16 protein-coding genes are annotated in these 22,619 nt (G+C 59.5%); 6 read left to right on the top strand and 10 right to left on the bottom strand.

Going from position 1 to position 22,619, the window contains the following annotated elements; translation table 11 throughout:
• Positions 1 to 59: 59 nt before the first annotated feature.
• Complete coding sequence (locus SH664x_RS07110) at positions 60 to 1,736, bottom strand: hypothetical protein (protein WP_437206246.1); 1,677 nt, start codon at positions 1,734 to 1,736, stop codon at positions 60 to 62.
• A 363-nt stretch (positions 1,737 to 2,099) separates the two neighbouring features.
• Positions 2,100 to 2,831 carry an SDR family oxidoreductase gene (locus SH664x_RS07105; RefSeq protein WP_437206245.1) on the bottom strand — a complete coding sequence of 244 codons (732 nt, stop codon included), beginning with the start codon at positions 2,829 to 2,831 and terminating at the stop codon, positions 2,100 to 2,102.
• Positions 2,832 to 3,023: 192 nt separating this feature from the next.
• Between SH664x_RS07105 and SH664x_RS07100 the strand changes: the two genes are divergently transcribed.
• Both SH664x_RS07100 and SH664x_RS07095 read left to right on the top strand, forming a co-directional pair.
• Positions 3,024 to 4,343: a CCA tRNA nucleotidyltransferase gene (locus SH664x_RS07100; RefSeq protein WP_437206243.1), complete on the top strand. Its 1,320-nt coding sequence runs from the start codon at positions 3,024 to 3,026 to the stop codon at positions 4,341 to 4,343.
• 229 nt (positions 4,344 to 4,572) lie between these two features.
• Entirely contained in the window at positions 4,573 to 5,808 is a 1,236-nt protein-coding gene (locus SH664x_RS07095) for a serine/threonine protein kinase (RefSeq protein WP_437206242.1), read from the top strand.
• Positions 5,809 to 5,998: 190 nt separating this feature from the next.
• Here SH664x_RS07095 and SH664x_RS07090 read toward each other — a convergent pair whose 3' ends face one another.
• The 4 genes from SH664x_RS07090 to SH664x_RS07075 all read right to left on the bottom strand — a co-directional run bounded on the left by SH664x_RS07090 (position 5,999) and on the right by SH664x_RS07075 (position 10,271).
• Positions 5,999 to 6,958: an aldose 1-epimerase gene (locus SH664x_RS07090; protein WP_437206241.1), complete on the bottom strand. Its 960-nt coding sequence runs from the start codon at positions 6,956 to 6,958 to the stop codon at positions 5,999 to 6,001.
• Positions 6,955 to 7,890 (bottom strand): hypothetical protein, encoded by a 936-nt coding sequence (locus SH664x_RS07085; protein ID WP_437206239.1) that lies wholly within the window; start codon positions 7,888 to 7,890, stop codon positions 6,955 to 6,957. Before SH664x_RS07085 ends, SH664x_RS07090 begins: the two co-directional genes overlap by 4 nt.
• A gap of 296 nt (positions 7,891 to 8,186) precedes the next feature.
• Positions 8,187 to 9,374 (bottom strand): BON domain-containing protein, encoded by a 1,188-nt coding sequence (locus tag SH664x_RS07080; protein WP_437206238.1) that lies wholly within the window; start codon positions 9,372 to 9,374, stop codon positions 8,187 to 8,189.
• Between the two features lie 387 nt (positions 9,375 to 9,761).
• Positions 9,762 to 10,271, bottom strand: coding sequence for a hypothetical protein (locus tag SH664x_RS07075; RefSeq protein ID WP_437206237.1), 510 nt, complete (start codon positions 10,269 to 10,271; stop codon positions 9,762 to 9,764).
• Positions 10,272 to 10,705: 434 nt separating this feature from the next.
• Here SH664x_RS07075 and SH664x_RS07070 point away from each other — a divergent pair, with 434 nt between their 5' ends.
• Both SH664x_RS07070 and SH664x_RS07065 read left to right on the top strand, forming a co-directional pair.
• On the top strand, positions 10,706 to 12,118 hold the full coding sequence (locus tag SH664x_RS07070; protein ID WP_437206235.1) for a glutamate--cysteine ligase: 1,413 nt from the start codon (positions 10,706 to 10,708) through the stop codon (positions 12,116 to 12,118).
• Positions 12,119 to 12,191: 73 nt separating this feature from the next.
• The gene (locus tag SH664x_RS07065; protein ID WP_437206233.1) at positions 12,192 to 13,214 is read left to right on the top strand and encodes a M14 family metallopeptidase; all 1,023 of its coding nucleotides are present in this window, start codon (positions 12,192 to 12,194) and stop codon (positions 13,212 to 13,214) included.
• A gap of 9 nt (positions 13,215 to 13,223) precedes the next feature.
• On the opposite strand, the gene SH664x_RS07060 is transcribed toward SH664x_RS07065, so the two are convergent.
• Positions 13,224 to 14,156, bottom strand: coding sequence for a hypothetical protein (locus SH664x_RS07060; protein WP_437206231.1), 933 nt, complete (start codon positions 14,154 to 14,156; stop codon positions 13,224 to 13,226).
• A 341-nt stretch (positions 14,157 to 14,497) separates the two neighbouring features.
• Here SH664x_RS07060 and SH664x_RS07055 point away from each other — a divergent pair, with 341 nt between their 5' ends.
• Both SH664x_RS07055 and SH664x_RS07050 read left to right on the top strand, forming a co-directional pair.
• Positions 14,498 to 15,859 carry a tRNA modification GTPase gene (locus SH664x_RS07055; protein ID WP_437206230.1) on the top strand — a complete coding sequence of 454 codons (1,362 nt, stop codon included), beginning with the start codon at positions 14,498 to 14,500 and terminating at the stop codon, positions 15,857 to 15,859.
• Complete coding sequence (locus SH664x_RS07050) at positions 15,813 to 16,820, top strand: hypothetical protein (protein ID WP_437206228.1); 1,008 nt, start codon at positions 15,813 to 15,815, stop codon at positions 16,818 to 16,820. Before SH664x_RS07055 ends, SH664x_RS07050 begins: the two co-directional genes overlap by 47 nt.
• Positions 16,821 to 16,977: 157 nt before the next feature.
• On the opposite strand, the gene def is transcribed toward SH664x_RS07050, so the two are convergent.
• The 3 genes from def to SH664x_RS07035 all read right to left on the bottom strand — a co-directional run bounded on the left by def (position 16,978) and on the right by SH664x_RS07035 (position 22,525).
• Positions 16,978 to 17,619, bottom strand: coding sequence for a peptide deformylase (def, locus tag SH664x_RS07045; RefSeq protein ID WP_437206226.1), 642 nt, complete (start codon positions 17,617 to 17,619; stop codon positions 16,978 to 16,980).
• A gap of 159 nt (positions 17,620 to 17,778) precedes the next feature.
• Positions 17,779 to 19,149, bottom strand: coding sequence for a DUF1501 domain-containing protein (locus SH664x_RS07040; RefSeq protein WP_437207190.1), 1,371 nt, complete (start codon positions 19,147 to 19,149; stop codon positions 17,779 to 17,781).
• A 184-nt stretch (positions 19,150 to 19,333) separates the two neighbouring features.
• Positions 19,334 to 22,525 (bottom strand): DUF1553 domain-containing protein, encoded by a 3,192-nt coding sequence (locus SH664x_RS07035; RefSeq protein WP_437206224.1) that lies wholly within the window; start codon positions 22,523 to 22,525, stop codon positions 19,334 to 19,336.
• Positions 22,526 to 22,619: the final 94 nt, after the last annotated feature.

The raw sequence follows: 22,619 nt of genomic DNA, 5'->3' as shown, positions 1-22,619 counted from the left end.
GAACAGGTTTCCTCGGAGTTCACACCTCTGCGGGGGAGAACCAAAGAGGGCAACCTGCTCTAGAACTGACGCTGCAGACTCGCGAACATCAGCCCGAGTTTCGCGAACCCCTGGATCTGTTCCACGGGAACACGCAGCCGGGTTTTCACCGTGGTGGCGTCTGTGGTCACCGCGTATCCCAAATACGACCGACGCAGGTTGAGGTTATCAACCATCTGTTCGTTGAATGGAATGCGGGCATCTCCCGTTTTGGAGATTTCCTTCAGGCTCACGCTAATCGCCACCGGGATGTCCAGAAACAGCAGCAGGTTGGCTTCCGGGAACATCTCCTCACGCAGATTGCCGAGCCCATTGGACCGGGTGGAATCGAGCGAGGCCAGCAGGTCGGTCATCGCAGCGCTGCCGCCCCCCATCGTCTGGCAATACTTGTCTGACAGATACACCGTGCGTGTCTGCATCCCCTCAGAGCCAAACATCAAGGTTCTCATTTTTTCCTGCATCCCGAACGGATCCGCATTCTCCTCGAATTTCTGCGTCACCGTGAGAATGTCGGCCTGATGCGTCCCGAATTTTTCGGCGTCGATCTGCAGACGAGACTCCTGGGTGAAGCCGGGATAACTCAAGGTCCCCATCGACTCGGCGATTTCGCGGGAAAACTTCTTCACGCCGTCGACGGTCGATGACTCCCCGACAGTGAAAAACTTCAGCAGACCGGAATCGGACTCTTCAAGCTGGCAGGCAGCCACCATCGGTCCGAACTCGAGGCCATCCATCTTCGAGATCCATGACTTCATGGAATCCCGAGAGGCCCCTTCGGGCAGGGTATCCGCTGAAAATGTCAATGCCCACTTCACAACCGGCTTCATCGCGCCGGCAACCCCGTAATAGGCGACGCCATCGTTTGGCAGCTTGTTGATCAGCGAGAGTGCCGCAGGCTGATTGGATGCCAGAATCTGGCTCGCTCCGGAATCACGTTTCACTGTCAGCACATCATCAACGGACAGGCCCTGGGCATCCGCTGTGAGATTCAGGCTGTAGAACTGGGCATCGCGAATCCCCTGAAAGAAAACTTCCGCCATCTTGGAATACATTTCCATGATGGCCTGCAGATTGATTCCGGACGGGGCTTCCTGAAACCTCAACGCGTTCAGCTGCTCGAGCGCGCGATCTTCCATCAACTCCAGTTGCGAAGCATAAACTGTTGCCAGATGCTCCACGTTCACGAACAGGGAAACGTTCCCCTGCTTGAAATATTCCAGGGATTTTCCGGTGACGAGACCGACGGCATGGGCGTCCCCTTCCGGCTGGATCACCGTCTCCGCGTCGGTGTAGACCACCCAGTTGCCTTTGACGACGCTGGCGGTCCCTTCGGGAAGCGCCGCGACGAGGTCTTTGGTTTCCACAGCCGGGATTGCAAAAACGATCGTGGGGGGCTCACCTTCTTGAGCGTAGATCCCGACGTACCAGTCGCGACTCTGGTCGACACCGGTCAGATTGGGATTGGAAATCAGCCGCCCCAACGGCTCGGTGTTGGATGTCACCAGGCCACCGGCTCCGGGCTGGATTTTGTCGATGAGCTCGGCGAGCTGCGAAAGAGTTTGATCGGGCTCCCGAACCCGAATGAGGACATCCACGCTGTTGGTGTAGAAGGTCAGTGGAGATTCTTCCGCGCAGGCCACGCTCGACCAGAACAGAAGAAAACAAAACAGGCCTCGCCATCCGGTTTGCAACGGCATATTCATTCCTTGTCAATCCATTTTCAGGGTTGGGCGCAATTCTCTTGCGAGCGTTCGCCACCACATGTTTTGTCGTCTGCAGGGCCCGAAAAGTCAATCACTCACCGTCCAGCACGACCGATCCTGTGCACCACGGATGGGGCGGAAGACCCGAACTCAATGCGCCACCGTGATTGCCCTGTGCCGTCACCTGCGGAAACGGCTCTCGGACAGATTGACGTCCCAGAACCGGAAGAGCGCTGACTCATTCTGCCAGAAATCCCAGAGGACTGATTGCGGATGCGCGAATCAGACCCCGGCCGAGCCGGCTTCCGCCCCTCCCCTCTCCTGTCCCAACACGTGCGCGGAGACAAGTCGCGCGGCCTAGAAATAATCCTGCCAGGTCGGCTTAATGACGATCTCCGAGACATGAGCCCGGGGAGGGAGCTGCGCAATGGCGAGCACCATCTCCGCCACATCATCAGGCTTCAGAATGCGGGCGCGGTGTTCATCGGTCACCGGAGAAGGGCGATTGACCAGAATCGGAGTATCCACTTCACCCGGGTACACATTCGTGACCCGAATGCCGTTCACTCGCTCTTCACTGGCGATACTCATCCCCAGCCCGGTTGCCGCAAATTTGGAGGCGTTATACATGACTCCGCCCAGTGGGTTCGCACGCAAGCCCGACACCGAAGAAATGTTGAAGATCTGGCCGTCCTGACGTTCCCGCATTTTCGGCAAGGCTGCGATGATGCAGTTGAACGTGCCGGTGGCGTTGATATCCATCAGGCGGTCCCAGTCATCGGGATCGAGATTGTCCAACCGCCGTTTGGGAACGTTCGTTCCGGCGCTGTTGATGAGAATATCGATCTGGCCGAACTGCTCCTCTGCCCAGGCAACGAGTTCTTTGACCTGCGCGCGATTCGCGACGTCAACCCCCTTCGTGAGGATGCCAGGCTGGCCTGCAAACTGAGCGGCTGTCGCCTTCAGGACTTCTTCCCTGCGGCCCGCGATCGCCACCCGGCAGCCTGCACCGGCCAGCGCCAGCGCGCAAGCCGCACCGATTCCCGATCCTCCGCCCGTAACCAAGACCGACTTGCCTGCCAGTGACATCCGTTACATCCCCGATTTTGTGGAGTGCCTGTAGAGAAAGTTCATTCGCCACGACAGCCTGCTGGTGTCATTGCGCCCTTGGGGCGTAGTATGCTGATTGGCCGCTTGCGCGTCCATTTCAATCAATCGCAGCCTGAATCACCAGTCCCGATGCCCAACAACGGCATTTTCCCGTTGCCAACGCCAGCACGTATGTCTGACTTTTCCCGGGAGTTCTCGATTGAAGTGGTCCGGAAGCTGACGGCCAACGGGCATGTTGCGTATTGGGCGGGTGGCTGCGTGCGCGATCTGCTGCGGAACGCGCATCCACAGGATTATGATGTCGCCACCAGCGCCACGCCTCAACAGGTGCGGCGGTTGTTCGGAATGAAGCGGACTCTCGCCGTGGGAGAGAGCTTTGGAGTGATCATTGTGCTGGGGCCGGCAAACGCGTGTCAGGTGGAAGTCGCCACATTCCGCAAGGATGGCCCCTACCATGACGGTCGCCGACCTCAATCGGTCGAGTTCTCCTCCCCGCGTGAAGATGCGCTCCGACGCGACTTCACAATCAACGGAATGTTCTACGATCCGCTGACCGACAAGATTCATGATTTCGTCGGGGGGAAGCAGGATCTGGAGCAGAAAATCGTCCGGGCGATCGGAGATCCCGCGGAGCGAATGGAGGAAGACAAACTTCGAATGCTCCGTGCCGTGCGCTTTGCTGCGCGACTGGGATACGCACTTGATGCGGACACTGCTCGAGTGATCTCACAAATGTCGAGTGCCATTCGCATTGTCAGCGCGGAACGGATCGCTCAGGAACTCCGCAAGATGCTGGGGCACCCGACACGCGACATGGCAATGAAAATGTGCGCAGAGCTGCACCTGCTGGCTGAAGTGCTGCCGGAAGTGGTCAACTTCTCCTGGACGAAATCGTCAGACCGTTGGAACCAGCTGCTGCACTTACAACAACGGCTGGGGGACGTCTCATTCGAGGTCGCGCTGGCAGCCCTGCTCCGCGATACTCCCCCGGGCGAAGAACGACGAAACGTCGATCGGCCTGAGAGCGGCAGCGTTTTTTTCGTCTGTCGTCGATTGAAACTCTCGAATGACGAAACCGACCGGATCGGGTGGCTCAGTCGACACCGTGACGCAATCCCCGCCTCACTGCAACAACCGTTGTCGGTTCGGAAGCGACTCGCCAGCCACCCGCAGTTTTCTTCACTCCTTCATCTGGAACGAAGGCTGGCCGAAATCGAGGGAAAGAGCCTCCTCCCGTTCGAGCAGATCGAAGAATTTTTGCGACTGACTCCAGCCGAAGAACTCAGTCCTCCGGAGTTGATCGGCGGGCGCGACCTGATCGCCCTCGGACATCGCCCCGGTCCGCAGTTCCGGACATGGCTCGACACCGTTCGCGATGCGCAGCTGAACAGCCAGATTCACACGCGTGATGAGGCCATTGAAATGGTCGAACAGCTGGCCCGGGAATGGGAAACGGCCGACGGGAAAACACCTCACCCGCCAGAAGATTGATGCTGAACGTCCCCAATGTTGACACAGCTTCCGGGGGAGCGTTTGGTATTCTGGACAGACGATGTCCTTGCCGCGTGGTTCGGAGCTCCCTTGAGAAACCAGACTCCTTCAAGCGGCGGACATCGGTGGATCAATGCCCAGAATGTCCTGAACTCGAGCGGGGAGTCGTGGTCCATCTCCCAAAGGTTCCCCCCCGGCAGACGCCTCCCCTTTGAATCTCTCGATAAGCATGATGGCAGAAGACTCTCCGGAATCTGAACACCACGAAGCGGAACTGGTCGGACTTCCCCGCCGCGACTCCTCACAGGGGAGAGACCAGCTGGAAGTGATCGCCTCCGAGTATCTCCAACGGCTCCGTTCGGGTGAAATCGTCACCATCGACGAGTACATCGCCCGCGAGCCGCACCTCGCGGACGAATTGCGAGACTTCCTGCAGCTGGTCGAAGCGATGGAAGGCTGGAAATCACATCAGGAAATCCGCTCCATTCAGAAAGTGATCCCGCGGGAATTTTCGTTTACGCATCTGGGGGAGTGCCGGATCCTGCGGGAGATCGCCCGCGGTGGAATGGGAGTCGTCTTCGAAGCGGAGCAGGGATCGATCGGCCGCAGGGTCGCCATTAAACTCCTCCCGTGGAAATTTGCGAAGAAGTCTCGCTGGGCGGAACAGTTTCAGCGTGAAGCCCGCATTGTCGCGAATCTGCAGCACGCCCACATCGTGCCGATCTTCAGCTTCGGCGAACAGGATGACCGCTATTACTACGTCATGCAACTCGTGGAAGGTGTGAGCCTGGATCGCCTGGTGGAGCGGTGGAAACGTGATCAGGGGGTAATCTCGCTCGAGGACCTGATTCAGGAAACCCATCCCGCTCTGACCCGCACCCTCCGCGATCAAAAGCAGAGCAAAAGACTGCTACGGCACGACTCGTGGATGCAACTGGCGAAGATTGCGGCACAGGTGGTCTCCGCAGTTCGCTACGCGCATAAGCAGGGAACGCTGCACCGGGATATCAAACCGGGAAATCTGCTGATCGACGTCGACGGCAAAATCTGGATCACCGATTTCGGGCTCGCCATCGGACAGGACCATGCCCTGAACACCGAGTCGGAACCGCTGGCCGGGACGGTCCGCTACATGGCCCCCGAACAGTTTTATGGAGAGGTCGATGAACGGAGCGACCTGTACGCGATCGGCGCGACACTCTACGAACTCTGCACGCTGATACCGGCTTTTCAGGCCCCGGACCGGGAACGTCTGATCGACACCATTCTCAGCCAGTCTCCCCGTCCTCCGAGAGCCTTGAATCCCGGGATTCCACCGGAGCTGGAGCGAATCATCCTCAAGCTGATGGCCCGCAAACGAGAAGACCGCTATCAGACATCGGACCAGCTGCATGCTGATCTGCTGACGTTCATCAATCCACCGCAGCAGAAGACGCTCTGGCAGCGGCTCAGCCGCTTGCTTTAGAGCAGGTTGCTCTTTGCAGGGCCCGCGCAGCCAGCGTTTTGTGTGATGAAATGCCCAATTCCGCGTGGGAAGAACGGGTCGATCAAAGAACAAAATGCCCTGGAGCCAATGAAGAGATGCTGCTTCCGCTGCTCTGAAAGTTCTTTCGGCACGAAGACAATACAGAGCGGGGCCCATCACGCAGCCCGCATCACGCGAGAACGCGGTTCACCTGAATGGCAATCCACGTCTGCACGGTCTGACCGGGAGCGAGGACATTCAGTCCCGCGTTGACATCCCGAGCCTGCAGATTGATCGCATCAGTGATGCAGGTGTACGGCTCCAGACACACGGCGTTGCGGCCGGGAGGAGTGAACACGACAGCATCCCGGAACAGCTGGCCATCACAGACCTGAGTCAGTTCGATACCCGCTTTTTCATCAAGAATGGCGGCTCGCACGGTTCCGCCGTCTGACTGCCAGCCGGTGAACGCATCGTCGAAAGGCTGCGTCCCAAAGCGGGCTCCGGTCCGCAGCGGATCCCGGTTTTCCACGGCGACCCGACGACCGGTCGGCAGGCAATCGGTCAGTTCCCATTTCTCTGACACCGGCACGGAGAAAACGCAATTCTCCGGCGCACTTGCCGCACCGAAGGGAAGCTTGAAGTAAGCATGTGTCCCGAGTCCCCACGGGAGAGGACCGGCATCCACGTTCTCAATGCGGAACTGGGTTTCGAGTCGATTCTCCGCCACGCGATAGCGGACCTCGAAGTGAAAGTCGGCGGGCCAACCGGCGCGGCGGCCCGGATCGTCGACCGACAGCTGAAACTGCCCGGTCACGGAATCCTTTGTCTGCTGAATCACCCGCCAGGGGCGGTCATAACAGAAGCCGTGAATCGTGTTGGGATGCCCCGGCGAGAGAGGCATCTGATAGTCCACCCCTTCAAAGGTGAACTTCCCTTCCTTCACCCGGTTGGGAAACGGAAACAGAATGGGAATGCCGAAGCCGCTGGGGCGATACCCGCCGCTCAGAAAGTCTGCCGGAGCGTCGATCACACTGACCGGCTGACCATCCACGATTGCGGTGAAGTCGAAGCAGTTGAAGCCGAGCGCCGGAGCGACCTGGGCGGTGGCTCCACTGATCGGGTCATGAATGCGGATCGCCTTGTTCATCGGATAATCCGACCTCCCGGGCTGGGACCTGTGGCGTCTCGCTGGTCGCCGAAGGCTCCTTCGGGGGGAGCTTTCGCGTCCTGCAGCAGTGTGTATCCCAGCAGATTATAAGAGAGGGGATTCATCAGTGAGAAGGAGGCCTTCTCATGTTTTGTGAATTGGTAAAGCGTCTCTTTGTTGCCTGAAGGATCCCACATCTTCACATGGGTCGGCAGGAACGTCTGGGGATTGAGCAACACTTCGGCCCGCTGAAACTCCCGCTGTTCAGCCCACATTTTGGGATAGGCGACGATGTGAATCATCTTTTCCGGATTGTGAAACGCCCCCAGCCCGAGGGTATACCGGTTCTTCAGCCGGTCCGCCTTCATGCCAAAGAGGAATGGCAATGGTCCTTCGCCGATCCGGGTTCCTCTTAACTGTTCGGGAATCTGAACACGATTGTAAGACTTGGCGACCGGATCGATATCAAGGATTTCGGCACCGTTACAAACCCAGACTTTGGGAACATCTGCCTGAGGTGCGTAATTCTTGGCTTGATTGACGACGGGACCTGTCGGAATTTTTGACGCGGGGGGCGTCCTGAGTTCCAGTCGGCCCTTGTCCGGAATCTCGTAGAAATACTCTCCCTCCGCAAACTTCACGACCTGGAAGGTTGATTCATACTCGCGTCGAACAAACTCACCTTGCATCTTGGGAAGCTGCGAGGACTTCTGTTCCCACATCTGGAGCAGGGCATCGGGCACGGGCGTCAGATTCGGGATGACAGGCGCTTCCACAGCACCGGTTTGAGCCTGGCCCTGCGGGACGGCCTGCGGCATTCCCTGGGGGCGCTGTGCCGGCATTTCCTGCGCACGAAGCAATCCGTCTTGAGCCAGCAGGCAGAACGCCAATGCGGGGACGCAACAGACTGCCCGGGTAAAAGGTCGCAACATCGGTTCTGGATCCTTCCTGATCATTTCCGACCGGCGGGAGCCGTTCGGAATCCTCGCGTTCTGCAGCAGGTGACTGCATGGGGAATGCAGTTGAACCGCTGCGCGAGGCACCATCCGTGGAGAGAGGCCAGTCTAGTTTTCCGGCGACGATTGCTGAAAGACCGGTTTCTCCTCGCCGAGCTCGGTGAGAATCCGCCAGCTTACCTGTTTTGAAGCGCGGTCCGGGAAAAAAGAGACCCTCCGAAGCTCGGAGGGTCATCATCATTCGAACGGACTGTGCTTCCGCCAACCGGCAATCAGTGCCAGTTGTGAGGATTCAGGAACCACCACCATTTGTCGGTTTTCGAGTCAAATTTCAGGCTCCAGTTCCCGTCGTCCCATTCGAGGGTCGACTTCCGCCAGCCCATCGGGACCTGCGGGTAAGGGTAGTAGGGGCCGATGTACGGCCAGGCGCTGGCGTCGTACTGACTCGGGTAGGTGATGGCTGCGGAGTTGTCGTAGGCCGCGTAGGTCGGCCAAGCGTTCTCCGGCAGATTTGGCTGGTTGTACATGTGGTGACCGGTCTGCTGGACATTGCCGTACTGCGGCATGCCGGCACCCATCGGCTGGGGAGGAACACCGGGAGCCATGCCCGGGTGCATTCCCGGAGGCATCCCCTGAGCCATGGCTGGAGGAGCCATTCCCTGTCCCTGCACCTGCTGGATCGGGTAACCCTGCTGCTGGCCAGGATATCCGCCCATCTGCGGGCCCTGAGCGTACTGCGGATTGAAGCCGCCGTTCGCCTGAATGTCGACCGGACGACCGCGGACAGTCAGCCGGTTCAGAACCTGATTGACTCCCGGAACACTTCCGGCAGCCTGCTCGGCCCGCATCACCTGATTCTTGTCGTCGACAGAACCGATGAGGCTGGCAATCCCGCTCTTGAAGCGGACTTCAATGTCGTAGCCACTCAGCCCGGCACTGGTCAGTGAGTCGGCAATGCTCTGAGCCACCGACTGGTTCGACATGGTTGTCTGCGGATCATAGCTGACCTGGCGAACACCGCGTGCGGCGTTCCCCTGGAAGTCTGCCCGCTGCACAGACTGTGCTTCGGAGTGGACCGCAGCAGCCTGCTGGACCGGACGGCCTGCAGCCGGAGTGGACACTTCCATCAGCTGCAGAAGGTTTTCGACCGTCTGCACTTCGGGAACAGTGCTGGCGATTTTGGTCACCAGAGCCCGCTGGCTGGCGTCTTTGATTTCCCCACTGATCGTGGCGGTTCCAGATTTGTACTCAATCTGGACGTTTTTGTGGACCAGTTTGGCCTTGCCGAGCGCCTGTGCGATTTTCTCGGCGACCTGCTGGTTGTTCATTTCCGGCGACTGTGCAGCGGCCTCCGGCTTACCCGTGCCCGGCTTAGCCGAGTCAAGGGGGCCAGCCACTGTCAGGCTCGGTGCTGCAGCCAGCAACCCGAGGCCCAGTGCCCATTTCCGTGGCAGAAGCATGGACTCACTCCTTCAGTCTTTGTGAGTGTTCCGCAGTCAGTTCCGCGAGCGGCTCTGACATTCACCGGTGCCCCGGCGCGGACTCGATCGAATGATGTTGTCTCTGTCATCGGTAAAGCTGTTCCGTCTGGATCAGTTATTCTGACTTTTTCGCCCGCAACGGATGTAACGCCGCGTCGAATCGCGCGAAAACCGATCAGGTGCTCCCGATGACACTACAAATCAGGAAGCACAGGAAAACTGGGGAACGCCAGCACGCCATCGTGGCGGCAATTGACCAGATCGGGACACCCACAAAGAAAAAAACCGTCGCCCCACTGGGGACGACGGCTTCATGGAAATCAAACTCGTGGGGGACAAGCCGTCGAAACGGCGGTCTTCTCAAAATCAGTCGTGGTAGGTCACAACCAGCCCGCCGCGGCGAGCGGTGACGTCAACACTGTACTTCCCGTAGTCGAAGGTGACCCGGTCCCCCTGCTTGCTGCAGGTGATGCATTCCGCTTTGCAAGGGGGAACACAAATCGGGATCAGCACGCAACGGCAGGGGTTGCACGGATCCGGAACGCTGACGATCTTCTCGACAGCACACGGAGCAATGTTCCGGGGAGCACGAACCTTGATGGCGCGGTACAGCTGCAGGCTGCCGGCACAATCGGCGTTGCAGATGATCGTTCCGGGCTGCAGTCCAGCGGACGGGGCCAGGTAACCGGGAACAATCGTGCCGCCGGTGGCGGGGATATGATCTTCCGGAACCGGGATCAGGTTCTGCGCAGCCCCCTGTGGCTGGACCGGTGTCGGCTGCATGGCCAAGGACTCGGACGATGAAAACATCGGCTCCCGTGCCCAACCCGCAGTCGCGGCTCCCAACACCAATGCCAGCGCGAATAACTTCTTCATTTCGTTCCTCTCAGCTAAATCCTGAATACGTTGATGCCGTCTTCCGTGACGACCACTCTCGATTGGAACAGGGCCCGGCATCTTGGCCACCGTTACGAGTGGAGCACTTTTGCTGTGAAAAGTGTGAAATCAGATGTACCAGCGCCCTCTTGGGGTGGCAACTAATAAGCTGGGAAGTTTCTACCGATCAGGTAGAATCCAAATCGACTGATATCTTGTAGGAATCACGCGGTTTCTGACGGGGCTGCGGGGCGTAAGGGACGTACCGTCAACCCGTTACGAGCCTCCAAAAGCATGTGACCAAATCTCCTCTCCCAAGTCAGGGACCGCGTTTTGCAGCAGTCATCTCCGGCCAAATTCGGCCGCAGTCAGAATTCTCAGCACGCGGCCGAGGATACGCCCACTTGCTTCGACCCGTTCGATTGGGAGGTCTCATGGGACAAGAAATCGCTCAGTCTCATTTTTCCCGCAGCGACTTCGTCCGCTTTGAAAGGCGACTCGTCTCGGAGATGGCGCTCCTCCACGAGTCGTTCAGGACCAACCGGTTTGCGGAGCGACCGCCGGTCATCGGACTGGAGCTGGAGGCCTGGCTCGTCGACGCGACTGGGGCTCCCCAGCCCAGAAATGCCGAGTTCCTGCGGAGCATGGATTCACCGCTGGTCGTTGCGGAGCTGGCGCGGCACACCATTGAATTCAATGTGGAACCGCAGCCGTTAACGGGAATCGCCCTGCGGCTGATGCAGAAAGATCTCTCGGAAACGTGGCAGGCTGCCCAGCGTGTTGCCGGAGAACACGAACTGCAGGTGGCTGCGATCGGCATCCTTCCCACCCTGCAACTGGAACACCTGACTCTGGAATCAATGTCCGACAGCCAGCGCTATCGTGCCCTGAATGAGCAGGTGCTCAGACTCCGACGGGGTCGACCGTTGCAGATCCGGATCGACGGCCAGGAGAAGTTTCGTCTGGAGCACCATGATGTGATGCTCGAATCAGCAGCGACTTCCCTGCAGATTCATTTTCAGGTTCCACTCAGTCAATCGGTCCGTTACTACAACGCAGCGGTCATTGCGTCGGCCGTCATGAACGCCATTGCCGCCAACTCGCCGCTCCTCTTTGGCAAACTTCTCTGGGCGGAAACCCGAGTTCCGTTGTTTGAGCAGTCGGTCGAAATCGGCGGGCTGTTCCCCCGAGTTCACTTCGGCACCGGCTATGCGCTGGAGTCTCTGGAAGAGTTTTTCCTCGAAAATCGCAGCTGTCATCCGGTGCTGCTGCCCATGGAGCAGCAGGAGCCGATCGAGTATCTCCCCCATGTCCGACTGCATAATGGCACCATCTGGCGTTGGAACCGTCCCTTGATCGGATTCGAAGAGAGCGGACAACCGCACTTGCGAGTCGAACACCGGGTGATGCCCGCAGGTCCCACGCTGGTCGACATGTTCGCCAACGTCGCCCTGGCTGCCGGACTGGTCCACGCGCTGTCACAACAGGACCCTCCCCCGGAAACGCAGATTCCATTTGAAGTGGCCGCCGCGAATTTCCAGATGGCCTGCCGCGATGGTCTGCAGGCCCAACTGGTCTGGACCGACGGCCAACGGGTTCCAGTCCGTGAATTGATCCTCGACGATATTCTTGGTCTGGCCGATCAGGGACTGGCCGCACTCGAGATCGACGCCGCCGATCGAAATCATTATCTCCAGATCATCGCCCGGCGCGCGGAAACCGGACAGAATGGTGCCGATTGGCAACAAAAGTTTGTTCGTCGCCACGGTCGGGACACGTCGGCGCTCACTCGCCAGTATCTGGCGAACCAGAAAGCGGGTGCTCCTGTGCATGAATGGACAGTCTAATGCAAGTGAAGACTCAGCTGGTTTGTCCTCTCTCACCCGCAGCAATTTCCCCTCTGAAGGACCGGCGTAACGCATGATGGAATATGATGTCTTCCACGAACTTCCTGCCGGCTTCCTGAAGACGACTGCGGCCACGATTCGGCAGATCTTTCCGCGCCCCGCACTGATTCACCTTTCGGGGCTTCGTCCCCGTCCCGTGTTTGTCTCCATCCTGCTCCACGGCAACGAAGATGTGGGCCTGCGGGCGGTCCAGCAACTTCTCTCCCGATTCCTCGGCACCGTCCTGCCCAGAGGGCTCTCGATCTTTGTCGGAAATGTTGCAGCCGCTGCACAGGGCTTACGGAGACTCCCACACCAGCCCGACTACAACCGCGTCTGGCCGGGAAGCGAAGAGCCACCCGGGCCGGAACAGGAAATGATGGCTCGGGTGGTAGCGCAGATGCGACGAAGGGATCTCTTCGTCAGCATCGACCTGCACAACAACACCGGCGTGAATCCGCATTACGCCTGCGTCTGCGACACATCGTCGTCCCATCTGCAGCTGGCCACCCTCTTCAGCCGGACCGTCGTTTACTTCACGCAGCCACGCGGCGTGCAGACAATGGCCTTTGCTCCCATCTGTCCGGCGATCACCTGCGAATGCGGCAAGGTCGGCGATGCGAGTGGAGTCGAGCGGGCGGTTGAACTTCTGAACGCCTGCCTGCATCTGGCCGACCTCCCCGATCATCCAGTCCCCGAGGGAGACCTGCATCTGTTTCATACCGTGGCGACGGTGAAAGTTCCGGACGACGTATCGATCGGGTTTGGAGATGCCGATGCGGAACTGGTGTTTCCCACCGATCTCGACCGCTCGAATTTCTGCGAGATTGGTCCCGGTTCGGAAATTGCAATCCGGAAGCCAGGTTCCACCGGTCGGCTGGTCGTGCACGATGGAACGGGTCGGAACTGCACCGCTGATTACCTGACGGAGCAGGGAAGTTCCATTCGACTGAAGAAGCGCCTGCTCCCCTCGATGCTCACGCTCGATGAACGGGTCATCCGGCAGGACTGTCTCTGCTACTTCATGGAACGGTACGCACTCACCGACAAACCGTGACCGCGGCGTTCACCTCTTCTTCGATTTGCGGATCTTGGCGGCGATTCGCGACAGCACCTGCTGAGCCCGCATTTCCCCATCGCGTCCTGCGTTCGAGAGGACGGTCTGAATCTTCCCCAGCAAGGACTGATTGATTTTGCGATACGTCTCGAACTCCTGCGCAGCGGCGGCCAGTCCCGCAAACGGTTTTTGCGGAACAATCTGTTCGCGGTAGATCTCCTCGAAGCGGTTTCGCTGACCGGCCGCACTCGTGAAACCGATGTCAAACTCCCGGATATAGCGTGAGACATGCGCCGCCGCATCCCGCAAGAATCGCCGGGCATCCTGCCAGTCCTTCTTGTCGAGCGAATCGGCGGCCATCGCTTCCTCCGTCGTCAGTTCGCGGCTCATCGACTGCAGCCGCCCCTGTGCATTGCTGAGCTGCTTGCGGGCTGCGGTCAGTTGAGATTCCAGCAGCAGCGTGGCTTTCCAGTCGGCGTCAATGGCCGCCAGCATCCGAGCCGAATGCGCATCCGCCGGCACTGCCGTCCGTGAGATTTCCGCCGCCGGCGACGATTCAAACGCGGGCAAACTCGGTGAAGAGCTGACCATGCGAATGGAAATCGTGGGATCTCCCCAAGGTTGGCGCGGCGGGAGCGGCTGATCGAACCACGGTTGCTGCCCCTGCAGGGCATCGATCGTCAGCCCGGCTGCAACCCAGAAATGAACCTCACGCGGATCGATTCCCGCGGCGGCAAGCAGTCGACGCAAGGTCAACCAGTTTCCCCACGCGGCGTACGTCTCATCAGGAATCTGCAGGACAAGATCCTGCGGTGCCTGGGGAGGCTTGAACCAGACCCAGACGACCGCCTGCGGCAACTCCGGCAACGTGAGCGCTTCCCAGCCTGTCGAAGCAGGTCGGGTCAGAAATCCGGAAGTCGTTGCGGGAGACGTGGGATGCATGTGGGAGAACTTCCTGAACCGCGGGCCCGACACACAGGCCGTCCACATCTATCTTACGCAACATCCAGACGGAATGTTGGACCGATTCAACGGTTCGCATCCCTGTCAGGGAGAGAAGCGGGCTGCGGAGTGACATCTTCGATCGTTGCCGGTTAAACTTTCCCGAGCAGGTTGCTCTTTCCAGTCCCCGCGCAGCAAGCGTTTCGCCTGGTGAAATGCTCATATCCGCGTGGTGAGAACGGGGCAACCAAAACTCAAAATGTTCTCGTCCGATCGCTCTCCCCCTGAGTGTGGTGCGGACCACACGTCTTTCTGGCTGTTGCAGAGTCCCGATTGCGTTCATGACCTGGTCCCCGTCCGAAACCATCGCTGCCATTGCTTCTGCTCCCGGTCCGGCAGAGCGTGGGATTTTGCGAATCAGCGGACCCGGCGTAATCGCCGTCCTGGAACGACTCGGCCTGAAGTCCGACAGCTGGAGCCGCACCCGCTCCCGAAGTTACCCGATCGAGATTCCTGTGGCGGGGGGAGAATTGCTGTTCGCCGGAAACCTGCTGCTCTGGCCGACGGCGCGGAGCTTCACGGGCGAACCGCTCGCGGAACTGCATCTCCCGGGATCGCCCCCCCTGCTGAACGAAGTTCTGACCGCGTTATATCACCACGGCGCCCGTCCTGCGCAGCCGGGCGAATTCACATTGCGGGCGTTCCTGGCAGGACGCATTGATCTCGTACAGGCGGAAGCGGTGCTGGGGGTCATTGATGCGGGCTCGTCCGCGGCTTTGAGCACCGCACTGGGTCAACTCGCGGGGGGGATCTCAGGGCGAATTGCTGATCTCCGCGAGCAATTGCTGCTGCATCTGGCCGACCTGGAAGCAGGTCTTGATTTCGTCGAGGAAGATATTGAATTCGTTCAGCGTCCGGAGCTGACCCGCCGACTGCGGGAAGGTGAAACCGTTCTGCAGCGGTTGCTGCAACAATCGCAGCAGCGAATGCAATCGACCGGGCGGTTCAAGGTGGTGCTCGCTGGCCTGCCCAACGCCGGGAAAAGCACTCTGTTCAACCGGCTGGCGGGAACGAATGCCGCACTCGTCTCGCCGATCGCAGGCACGACGCGTGATTACCTCTCCGCGACGCTCCAGCAGGACGGTGTCGTGTGGGAGCTGCTGGATACCGCCGGATGTGAAGTTCCTCGCGACGGCATTGAAGCGGCAGCTGCCGGACTGCGAATCGATCAGCTGCAGCGGGCGCATCTCATCATCTGGTGCACACCCGGGGTGATGGATGCCCGTGAAGCAGAAGCGAATGCACGTTTTCTGGCGGAATGCAGAGACTCCGGAACACCGGTGCTCGAAATTCAAACGAAGTCCGATCTCGGTTCGATCGGCGAGATTGAGCAGCGTCTGGCAGTCTCGGCGGAACAGCTGTCGGGACTGGTGCCGTTGCAACAGGAGATTGTGCGGCGACTCTCGACAGAGGCCTCCGGTTCCGAGATGATCTCGTCCACCGCAGCCCGCTGTGCAGAAAGCCTTCATCATGCCCTGCTGAGCGTGCAGCGAGCGTGCGAATTGACCGGGGAACGGGCCGGCGATGAACTGATCGCACTGGAATTACGTGAGGTGCTGGAGCACCTCGGCCGCATTGTGGGACAGGTCTACACGGATGACATCCTCGATCGCATCTTCAGCCGCTTCTGCATCGGGAAATAACCTGCAGCGGGGCGGATACTTTATCGGGATGGATGAGGCGGGGTACGGTCCGAACCTCGGTCCGCTGCTGCTGACCGTCACCAAATGGAAGACTCCCGCCGAACCGGGGGCCTGCCCGTTCTATCGACTGCTGAAAGGAGCGGTCGAGGCGGTGGCGACGAAAAAGGGAAAGCTGCACCTGGCCGATTCCAAGATCGTCTTTACCGGGAAAGACGGCTTCCGCTCGCTGGAACGGTCCGCCCTGGCACTTTTGCGATGCCTCGGCTGGCAGCCCGCCAGTCTGCACGAGCTGTGGACTCAACTGGTGGGAAGCGAATCGTCGCCGTCGGGCGCGGCCATTCTTCCGCCGTGGTACGAGAAAGATCAGCAGCTGCCCGTCGCAGCCACTCCGGAGGAGGTCGAAGCTGCGAGCGAGCAGTTACTCCGCTGCATGGAGAAGTGCGGGGTGGAACTGCTGGAGGTGCACAGCGATGTGGTCGTGGAACCGCGATTCAATCGGCTGACGGAAGAACATGGCAGCAAAGGGCTGATGTTGTCCCGTCTGGCGTTCCAGCTGTTGCGGCGAACCTGGTCACCCGATGACTCCACTCCGACCGTGTTCGTGGGCGATAAGCACGGGGGCCGCAACCGCTACGATGAACTGCTGTCAGAAGTGCTGGACGGCCAGATGATTTTTCGAGTGGAAGAGAAACGGGAAATCAGTCGTTATCGGGTGGGGTCGACCGAATTGCGATTTCAGATGCAGGGAGAACAACATCTGCCGGTGGCGTGCGCTTCGATTGTCTCGAAGTACGTCCGTGAACTCGCGATGGACCTGTTCAACGATTTCTGGCTGGGGAAATGTCCGGATGTGAAACCAACCCGCGGCTATCCCAACGACGCGCGACGATTCCGGGAACTCGTGGAACCGACACGCATCGCACTGAATGTGGCCGAGCATGACTTCTGGCGGGCCCGCTGAATCCCTGTCCTGAATCGGGCACGACCGCAGAGAGGCGGCACCGGCCATCGATTCGCGATTCCGCTGGTCGCGTCTGGTTTGCACTCAGCGGAATACGGACAGTGCCTCACGGACCTCAGATAGAGAAATCTCGGGGGCCAGAAAGCCCCCGGCTCTCCTACTCCAGTTTCGGAGCAGGAATCTTGGGGAAGCTGCGGTCGGGAAAATCTTCAGGGATTTTTCCGCTGCGGGCCATCTGATCCAGCTCCCGTCGGATCTCTTCATCAGGCGGGACAAGCCCTTCGCGCTGGGCCTGTTGATAAGCGGCGACATACTTGGGGATGTGGACGTCGACGTGTGTGCTCGCTCCCTCTTCACGCATCCGATCCGTAAAGAGGATGCCGTCGAGGTGGTCCCCTTCGTGCTGGACCACACGGGCTTCCAGGTCGTTGAGATCCATCTCGAAACCTTGCCCATCGAGGTCAAAGGCCTCGATCACCAGACTCTCGGCGCGGCGCACGTCGCCGTACAAACCGGGCAGGCTCAGACAGCCCTCTTCGCCAACCTGGCTCCCTTTTTTGCGGAGAATCCGGGGATTCAGGAAGACCATTTCTTCGTCATCTTCCCCTTGTCGTTCTCCAAGGTTCACGATGAAAAACCGGAACGGAAGCCCTACCTGATTGGCCGCCAGACCGATTCCCTTCGCTTCATACATCAGCTCAAACATTTTGCTGACGGTACGGCGCAGCACGCCGTCGATCTGCTGAACATCAACAGATTTGTACAGCAGTGCGGGATGCGGATAAGGGACAATCTGCATGGGCTCACTTCATCGACAGGCGGTGAAAGCATGCCATTGTAGAAAGTCGTTTTTCCGCCGGGAATAGCGCAGGTTGCTCTTTCCAGTCTCCGCGCAGCGCGATTTTCGTGGGCTCCGCAGTCTCTCTCCGCATGTCGAACAGGGGCCCGTCAGAAGGCCCTACGTGAGAATTCCCACAACCACCTTGCCGTGAACATCGGTCAGCCGATAGCGGCGACCCTGGAATTTGTAGGTCAGCTGCTCGTGATCAATTCCCAGCTGCCTCAGAATCGTCGCATGCAGATCATGGATGTGGACTCCATCCGTCGCGACGTTGTAACTGAGTTCGTCCGTCTCGCCGTAGACCGTGCCGGGCCGAATCCCTCCCCCTGCCATCCAGATGGAAAAGCAGCGGGGATGATGATCGCGACCGAACTGAGTTCGAAGTTTTCCCTGACAATAACTCGTCCGGCCAAATTCTCCCCCCCAGATGACGAGCGTATCGTCGAGCAGGCCACGCTGCTTCAGATCGAGAATGAGGGCTGCCGCGGGCTGATCACATTCCCGGCACCTTGCGGGAAGCATCTCCGGGAGATTGGAGTGGTGATCCCAGTCTTTGTGATACAGCTGAATAAATCGGACCCCTCTCTCAGCCAACCGCCGGGCCAGCAGACAGTTGGCGGCAAAACTCCCCGGTTTTTCGACATCCGGGCCATACAGATCAAGGACCGTGCGGGGCTCCTGACTGAGGTCAACCGCTTCGGGCACGCTCGACTGCATCTGGTAGGCCATTTCGTAGTGCTGAATCCGGGCCTCGATTTCCGCATCGGGAGTGAGTTCATTCTGATGGTGATGCAGGTCGTTCATCCGGTCGAGCAGCATCCTGCGGCTCTGCGCACTGACCCCCGCAGGATTCCGGAGATAGAGCACAGGATCGGCTGCAGCCCGGAACTCGATCCCCTGATGCCGCGCGGGCATGAACCCGCTCCCCCAGAGATGAGCCCCCAGCGGCTGGCCGCCGGCGCCGCCGGATGTCATCACCACAAATGCCGGAAGATTCTCACTGGCTCGTCCCAGTCCGTAACTCAGCCAGGCTCCGATACTGGGACGACCGGGAATCTGGGTTCCGGTCTGCATGAAAGTCACCCCGGGGCCGTGATTAATGGCCTCGGTATACATCGTCCGGATAATGCAGATGTCATCGACAATCTGCGACGTGTGGGGCAGCAGGTCGCTCAGCCAGGCTCCCGACTGGCCGTGCTGCCGGAATCGAAAGGGGGAGCCGACCATCGGGATCGAACTCTGATGTCCGGACATGCCGGTCAGTCGCTGCCCGGCCCGGACGGAATCAGGCAACTGCTCACCGTGCCGCTCATTCAGCACCGGCTTGTAGTCGAACAGATCCATCTGTGACGGAGCCCCCGACATGAACAGATAGATGACCCGCTTGGCCTTCGCCGGCAGGTGGAGGTTTTGGAGCACTCCCCGCTCCGGCGCCGCCTGGGCGTCGCGGGCGAGCATCTCGGCCAGCGCCACGCCACCGAGACCCATCCCTGCCTGCGTGAGGAACCGGCGGCGAGAAGGAGTCGAACCTGCCTCGCACTGCGGCAGTGATGCGAATTCTGTTGAGTTGAAGGGGGTGGTCATTTTTGCTTCCTGATGGCCCGCCGATTCGTCCGTTCTGAGTCGGAGTTGCCCGTTCAAATTAATCCGTGCCTGCACTCATCCGTTGAGGCTAGCGGAGCATGATCGTCCCGTCATGAGTGAGCAGAGCCTGGGCGAGAATCGTGGCTGCGGCGGCCGCCTCTTCGGGAATTGTGGAATCGCGAGGTGTGCTGCCGATCGCCAGCAGCTCTTTGGCTTCATTTGGATGACTCTGGAAATGGTCGAGTTGCTCCTGATAGAGCCGGGTCAGAATGGAGATTTCGATCTCATCGGGCTCGCGTCCCAGACAGCGCAGCATCCCTTGCGTGAGCATCTCCGGGAGTTCACCCTTTGCATCCCGATGCAGCTTTTCTCCCAGCACCCGGGCCGCTTCGACGTATTGGATTCCGTTGAAGAGCACAAAGGCCTGCAATGGTGAATCGGTCGGTTCTCGCCGGGCGACGCAGACCGCACGGGTCGGTGCTCCAAACGCGACCAATGCGGGAGGAGGAGAGGTCCGACGCCACTGCGTATAGAGAGTTCTGCGATAGACACCGTCCCCTTTGCTGACTTTGACCGGCTTGTAGGCCTCGGTCATTTCATAAGGAGAAACCGGAGGGCCACCGGCAGTGTCGGAGAGCAATCCAGACACAGCCAGTGCGTTATCACGAATCATCTCTGCCGACAGACGGAAATGGGGCCCGCGGGCGAGCCACGCGTTTTCCGGGTCCGCTTCCCAAGCTGCGGCAGTGGCGTCACTGCTTTGCTGGTACGTGCGGCTCAGGACGATCGCTTTGAGCAATGCCTTCATGTCCCAGCCGTGGTGGCTGAAATGGAAGGCGAGTCCGTCCAGAATCTGGGGATAGACCGGTCGCTCCCCCTGACTCCCGAAGTCTTCAGCGGTTTTGACCAGCCCGCGTCCAAACAACGATTGCCAGAAGCGGTTGACGATCACCCGCGCCGTCAACGGATGACGGGGATCAGTGATCCACTTCGCCAACCCGAGACGATTACGGGGGAGTTCCCCGGAGAAGGGGAGAATCCATTCCGGGACATTCGACGTCACCGGTTCACCCCGCTGCGAATACTCCCCCCGGTTCAGAATAAAAGCCGGCTTCGGTTCGGGAAGTTCCTCCATCACCATGATCTCGGTGAGACCATCCTCGAACGTCGTCAGGGCTTTCCGGGCCGCCAGCAGTCCCTGCGAGCGCTGTGACCATGCGGAATCGAACGTCTCCAGGTAATAGCGGTAAACAAGCTGCCGCTCTTGGGGAGTCCATTGAGCCGCGTCTTTCGCGAGCAGCTCCCTGACAACCGGCTCATCGTATGTGGCAAGCACTTCCAGCGGAGTCAGCGCCCGACCGAAAATCCGCAGGTCGTCCATCTGTCCGCCGGTAAAGCTGCGATCGCGATGACGCGCTCCCAGTTGCATGCCCTTCGGTTCTTCGCCACTGGTAATGGATTTTGTCAGTCCATCGCGAACGACTTCGACTTTGGCCGGCTTGCCATTCAGGAACAGTCGCAGCCCTTCCGCCCGACTGCTACCGTCGTTGCTGAGGACGACATGCGTCCATTCCCCGACAGGAATCGAGTCACTGGTCTCAATCGAAATCGCGTTTCCAGGCCAGAAATGAATCAACGACCAGCGGAGTCGCCCCTGTTCAATCGTCAGTTCGTAGCCGCGGCTCGCCACATCGGTCACCGCTTTGGAGCGATGCAGAATGACTGAACGTTCCTTAATCTCCGGTATCCGCAGCCAGACGGAAATGGAGAACGGTTCATCTCGTGAGAACACACCGTCCATCAGATTGACCGGTTCATCGGACGAAATTTCCAGAACCTGCCCTGAACGCCCCGCCACAAGCCGAGTGGAGTCGTCCATACTGGCGGGACGGTCGGCTGCGAGAACGTTTTCAGACTTTCCCCCCTCGAGTTTGTCGAACGGGTATCGCCCCAGCTCCGCAGAAATCGTGAATGGAGAGGGCACTTCCGCTGTGCGTGATGCCAGCCAGCTGTCGAACTCCCCCAGACGGGAGTCGGCTAACGCCCCCAACTGCCGTTCCTGTTGCCGGACCTCCGCCCGCAGTTCCGCCAGACGGGCCTTCTGCGAATTGGTCGTGAGTGGCAGATTGGGAGTCGGGGTCGCAATGGGACGAAACGTGTAGAGTCCCGCCTCGTCAATGTTCTGGAACATCGCGAACAGCTGGAAATAATCCCGCTGCGTGATGGGATCGAATTTGTGATCGTGACAGCGGGCACATTCAAACGTCAGTCCGAGGAACGCCGTCGCAAAGGTCTGCACCCGATCGCAAACATATTCCACGCGATATTCTTCTTCGATGCTTCCCCCTTCGGACTCCTGCTGGTGCATCCGCTGAAACGCGGTCGCGAGGATCTGTTCATCAGTCGGCTGCTCCAGCAGATCTCCGGCCAGCTGCCAGGTGATGAACTGGTCAAACGGCAGATTCCGGTTCAGGGCAGAGACCACCCAATCCCGCCAGGGCCAGACGTTCCGTTCGCGATCGACCTGAAACCCGTAGCTGTCGGCGTAACGGGAGAGATCGAGCCAATCGACCGCCATCCGTTCGCCGAAGCGGGGAGAGGCCAGCAGACGATCAACGAGTTTCTCGGTTGCCTGAAGCGAATCATCTGCCAGATATGCAGCAATCTCCTCCGGAGTGGGGGGAAGACCGGTGAGATCGAAAGTTAACCGCCGGATCAGAGTTTTCCGGGACGCCTGGGGCTGCAGCGTCAGTCTCCGCTTGTTGAGGGTCTCTTCGACCGTGGCGTCGATCGCGGCAGAGAGGTCTGAAGTCGTCTGAACTCGTGAGAAGTGCCCGGTTGGTGCAGGAGCGTTGAATGACCAGTGCGGCTCGTATTCCGCCCCTGCTTCAATCCAGCGGCGGAGTGTTTCAATCTCCTGAGGGGTGAGTCGTCCCAGTGGTGACTCTGCGGGGGGCATCCGTTCGGAGTCATCTTCGCTCTGCACCCGTCTGAGCAGCTCACTGTCGCTCGGCATCCCTGGAGTCAAGGCATGAGCAGCCAAGGCCGCCTCCCGCTCGTCCAGCCTCAAGTCGGCCTTCCGATTGCCCGCATCCGGTCCATGACAATGAAAACACTTGTCGGAAAGAATCGGCCGGACATCTTGATTAAAGCGAATCCGGTCGTCGCCCCAAGCCATGCTGACAACGAACATCCCGCACAACAGGCTCCCTGCGAGCAGGCGGCAGCTGCGGAGCGAAGGCTTGTTATTCCCGGGGCGGAAGAATGGGAAACAGTTCATCGCTCATCCGATTTTTCGGTTGGAATCACGTTCGCACCTCACCCCAGTCTACCACAGAGGAGAAACTGAAGTGGCAGGCGAGTTTGCAGATCGA

Source organism: Planctomicrobium aquicomposti (genome assembly GCF_051466325.1).
Classification (GTDB): domain Bacteria; phylum Planctomycetota; class Planctomycetia; order Planctomycetales; family Planctomycetaceae; genus Planctomicrobium.
Note: the sequence above shows the minus strand (reverse complement) of the source record. Positions and strands in the feature narration are given on the sequence as shown.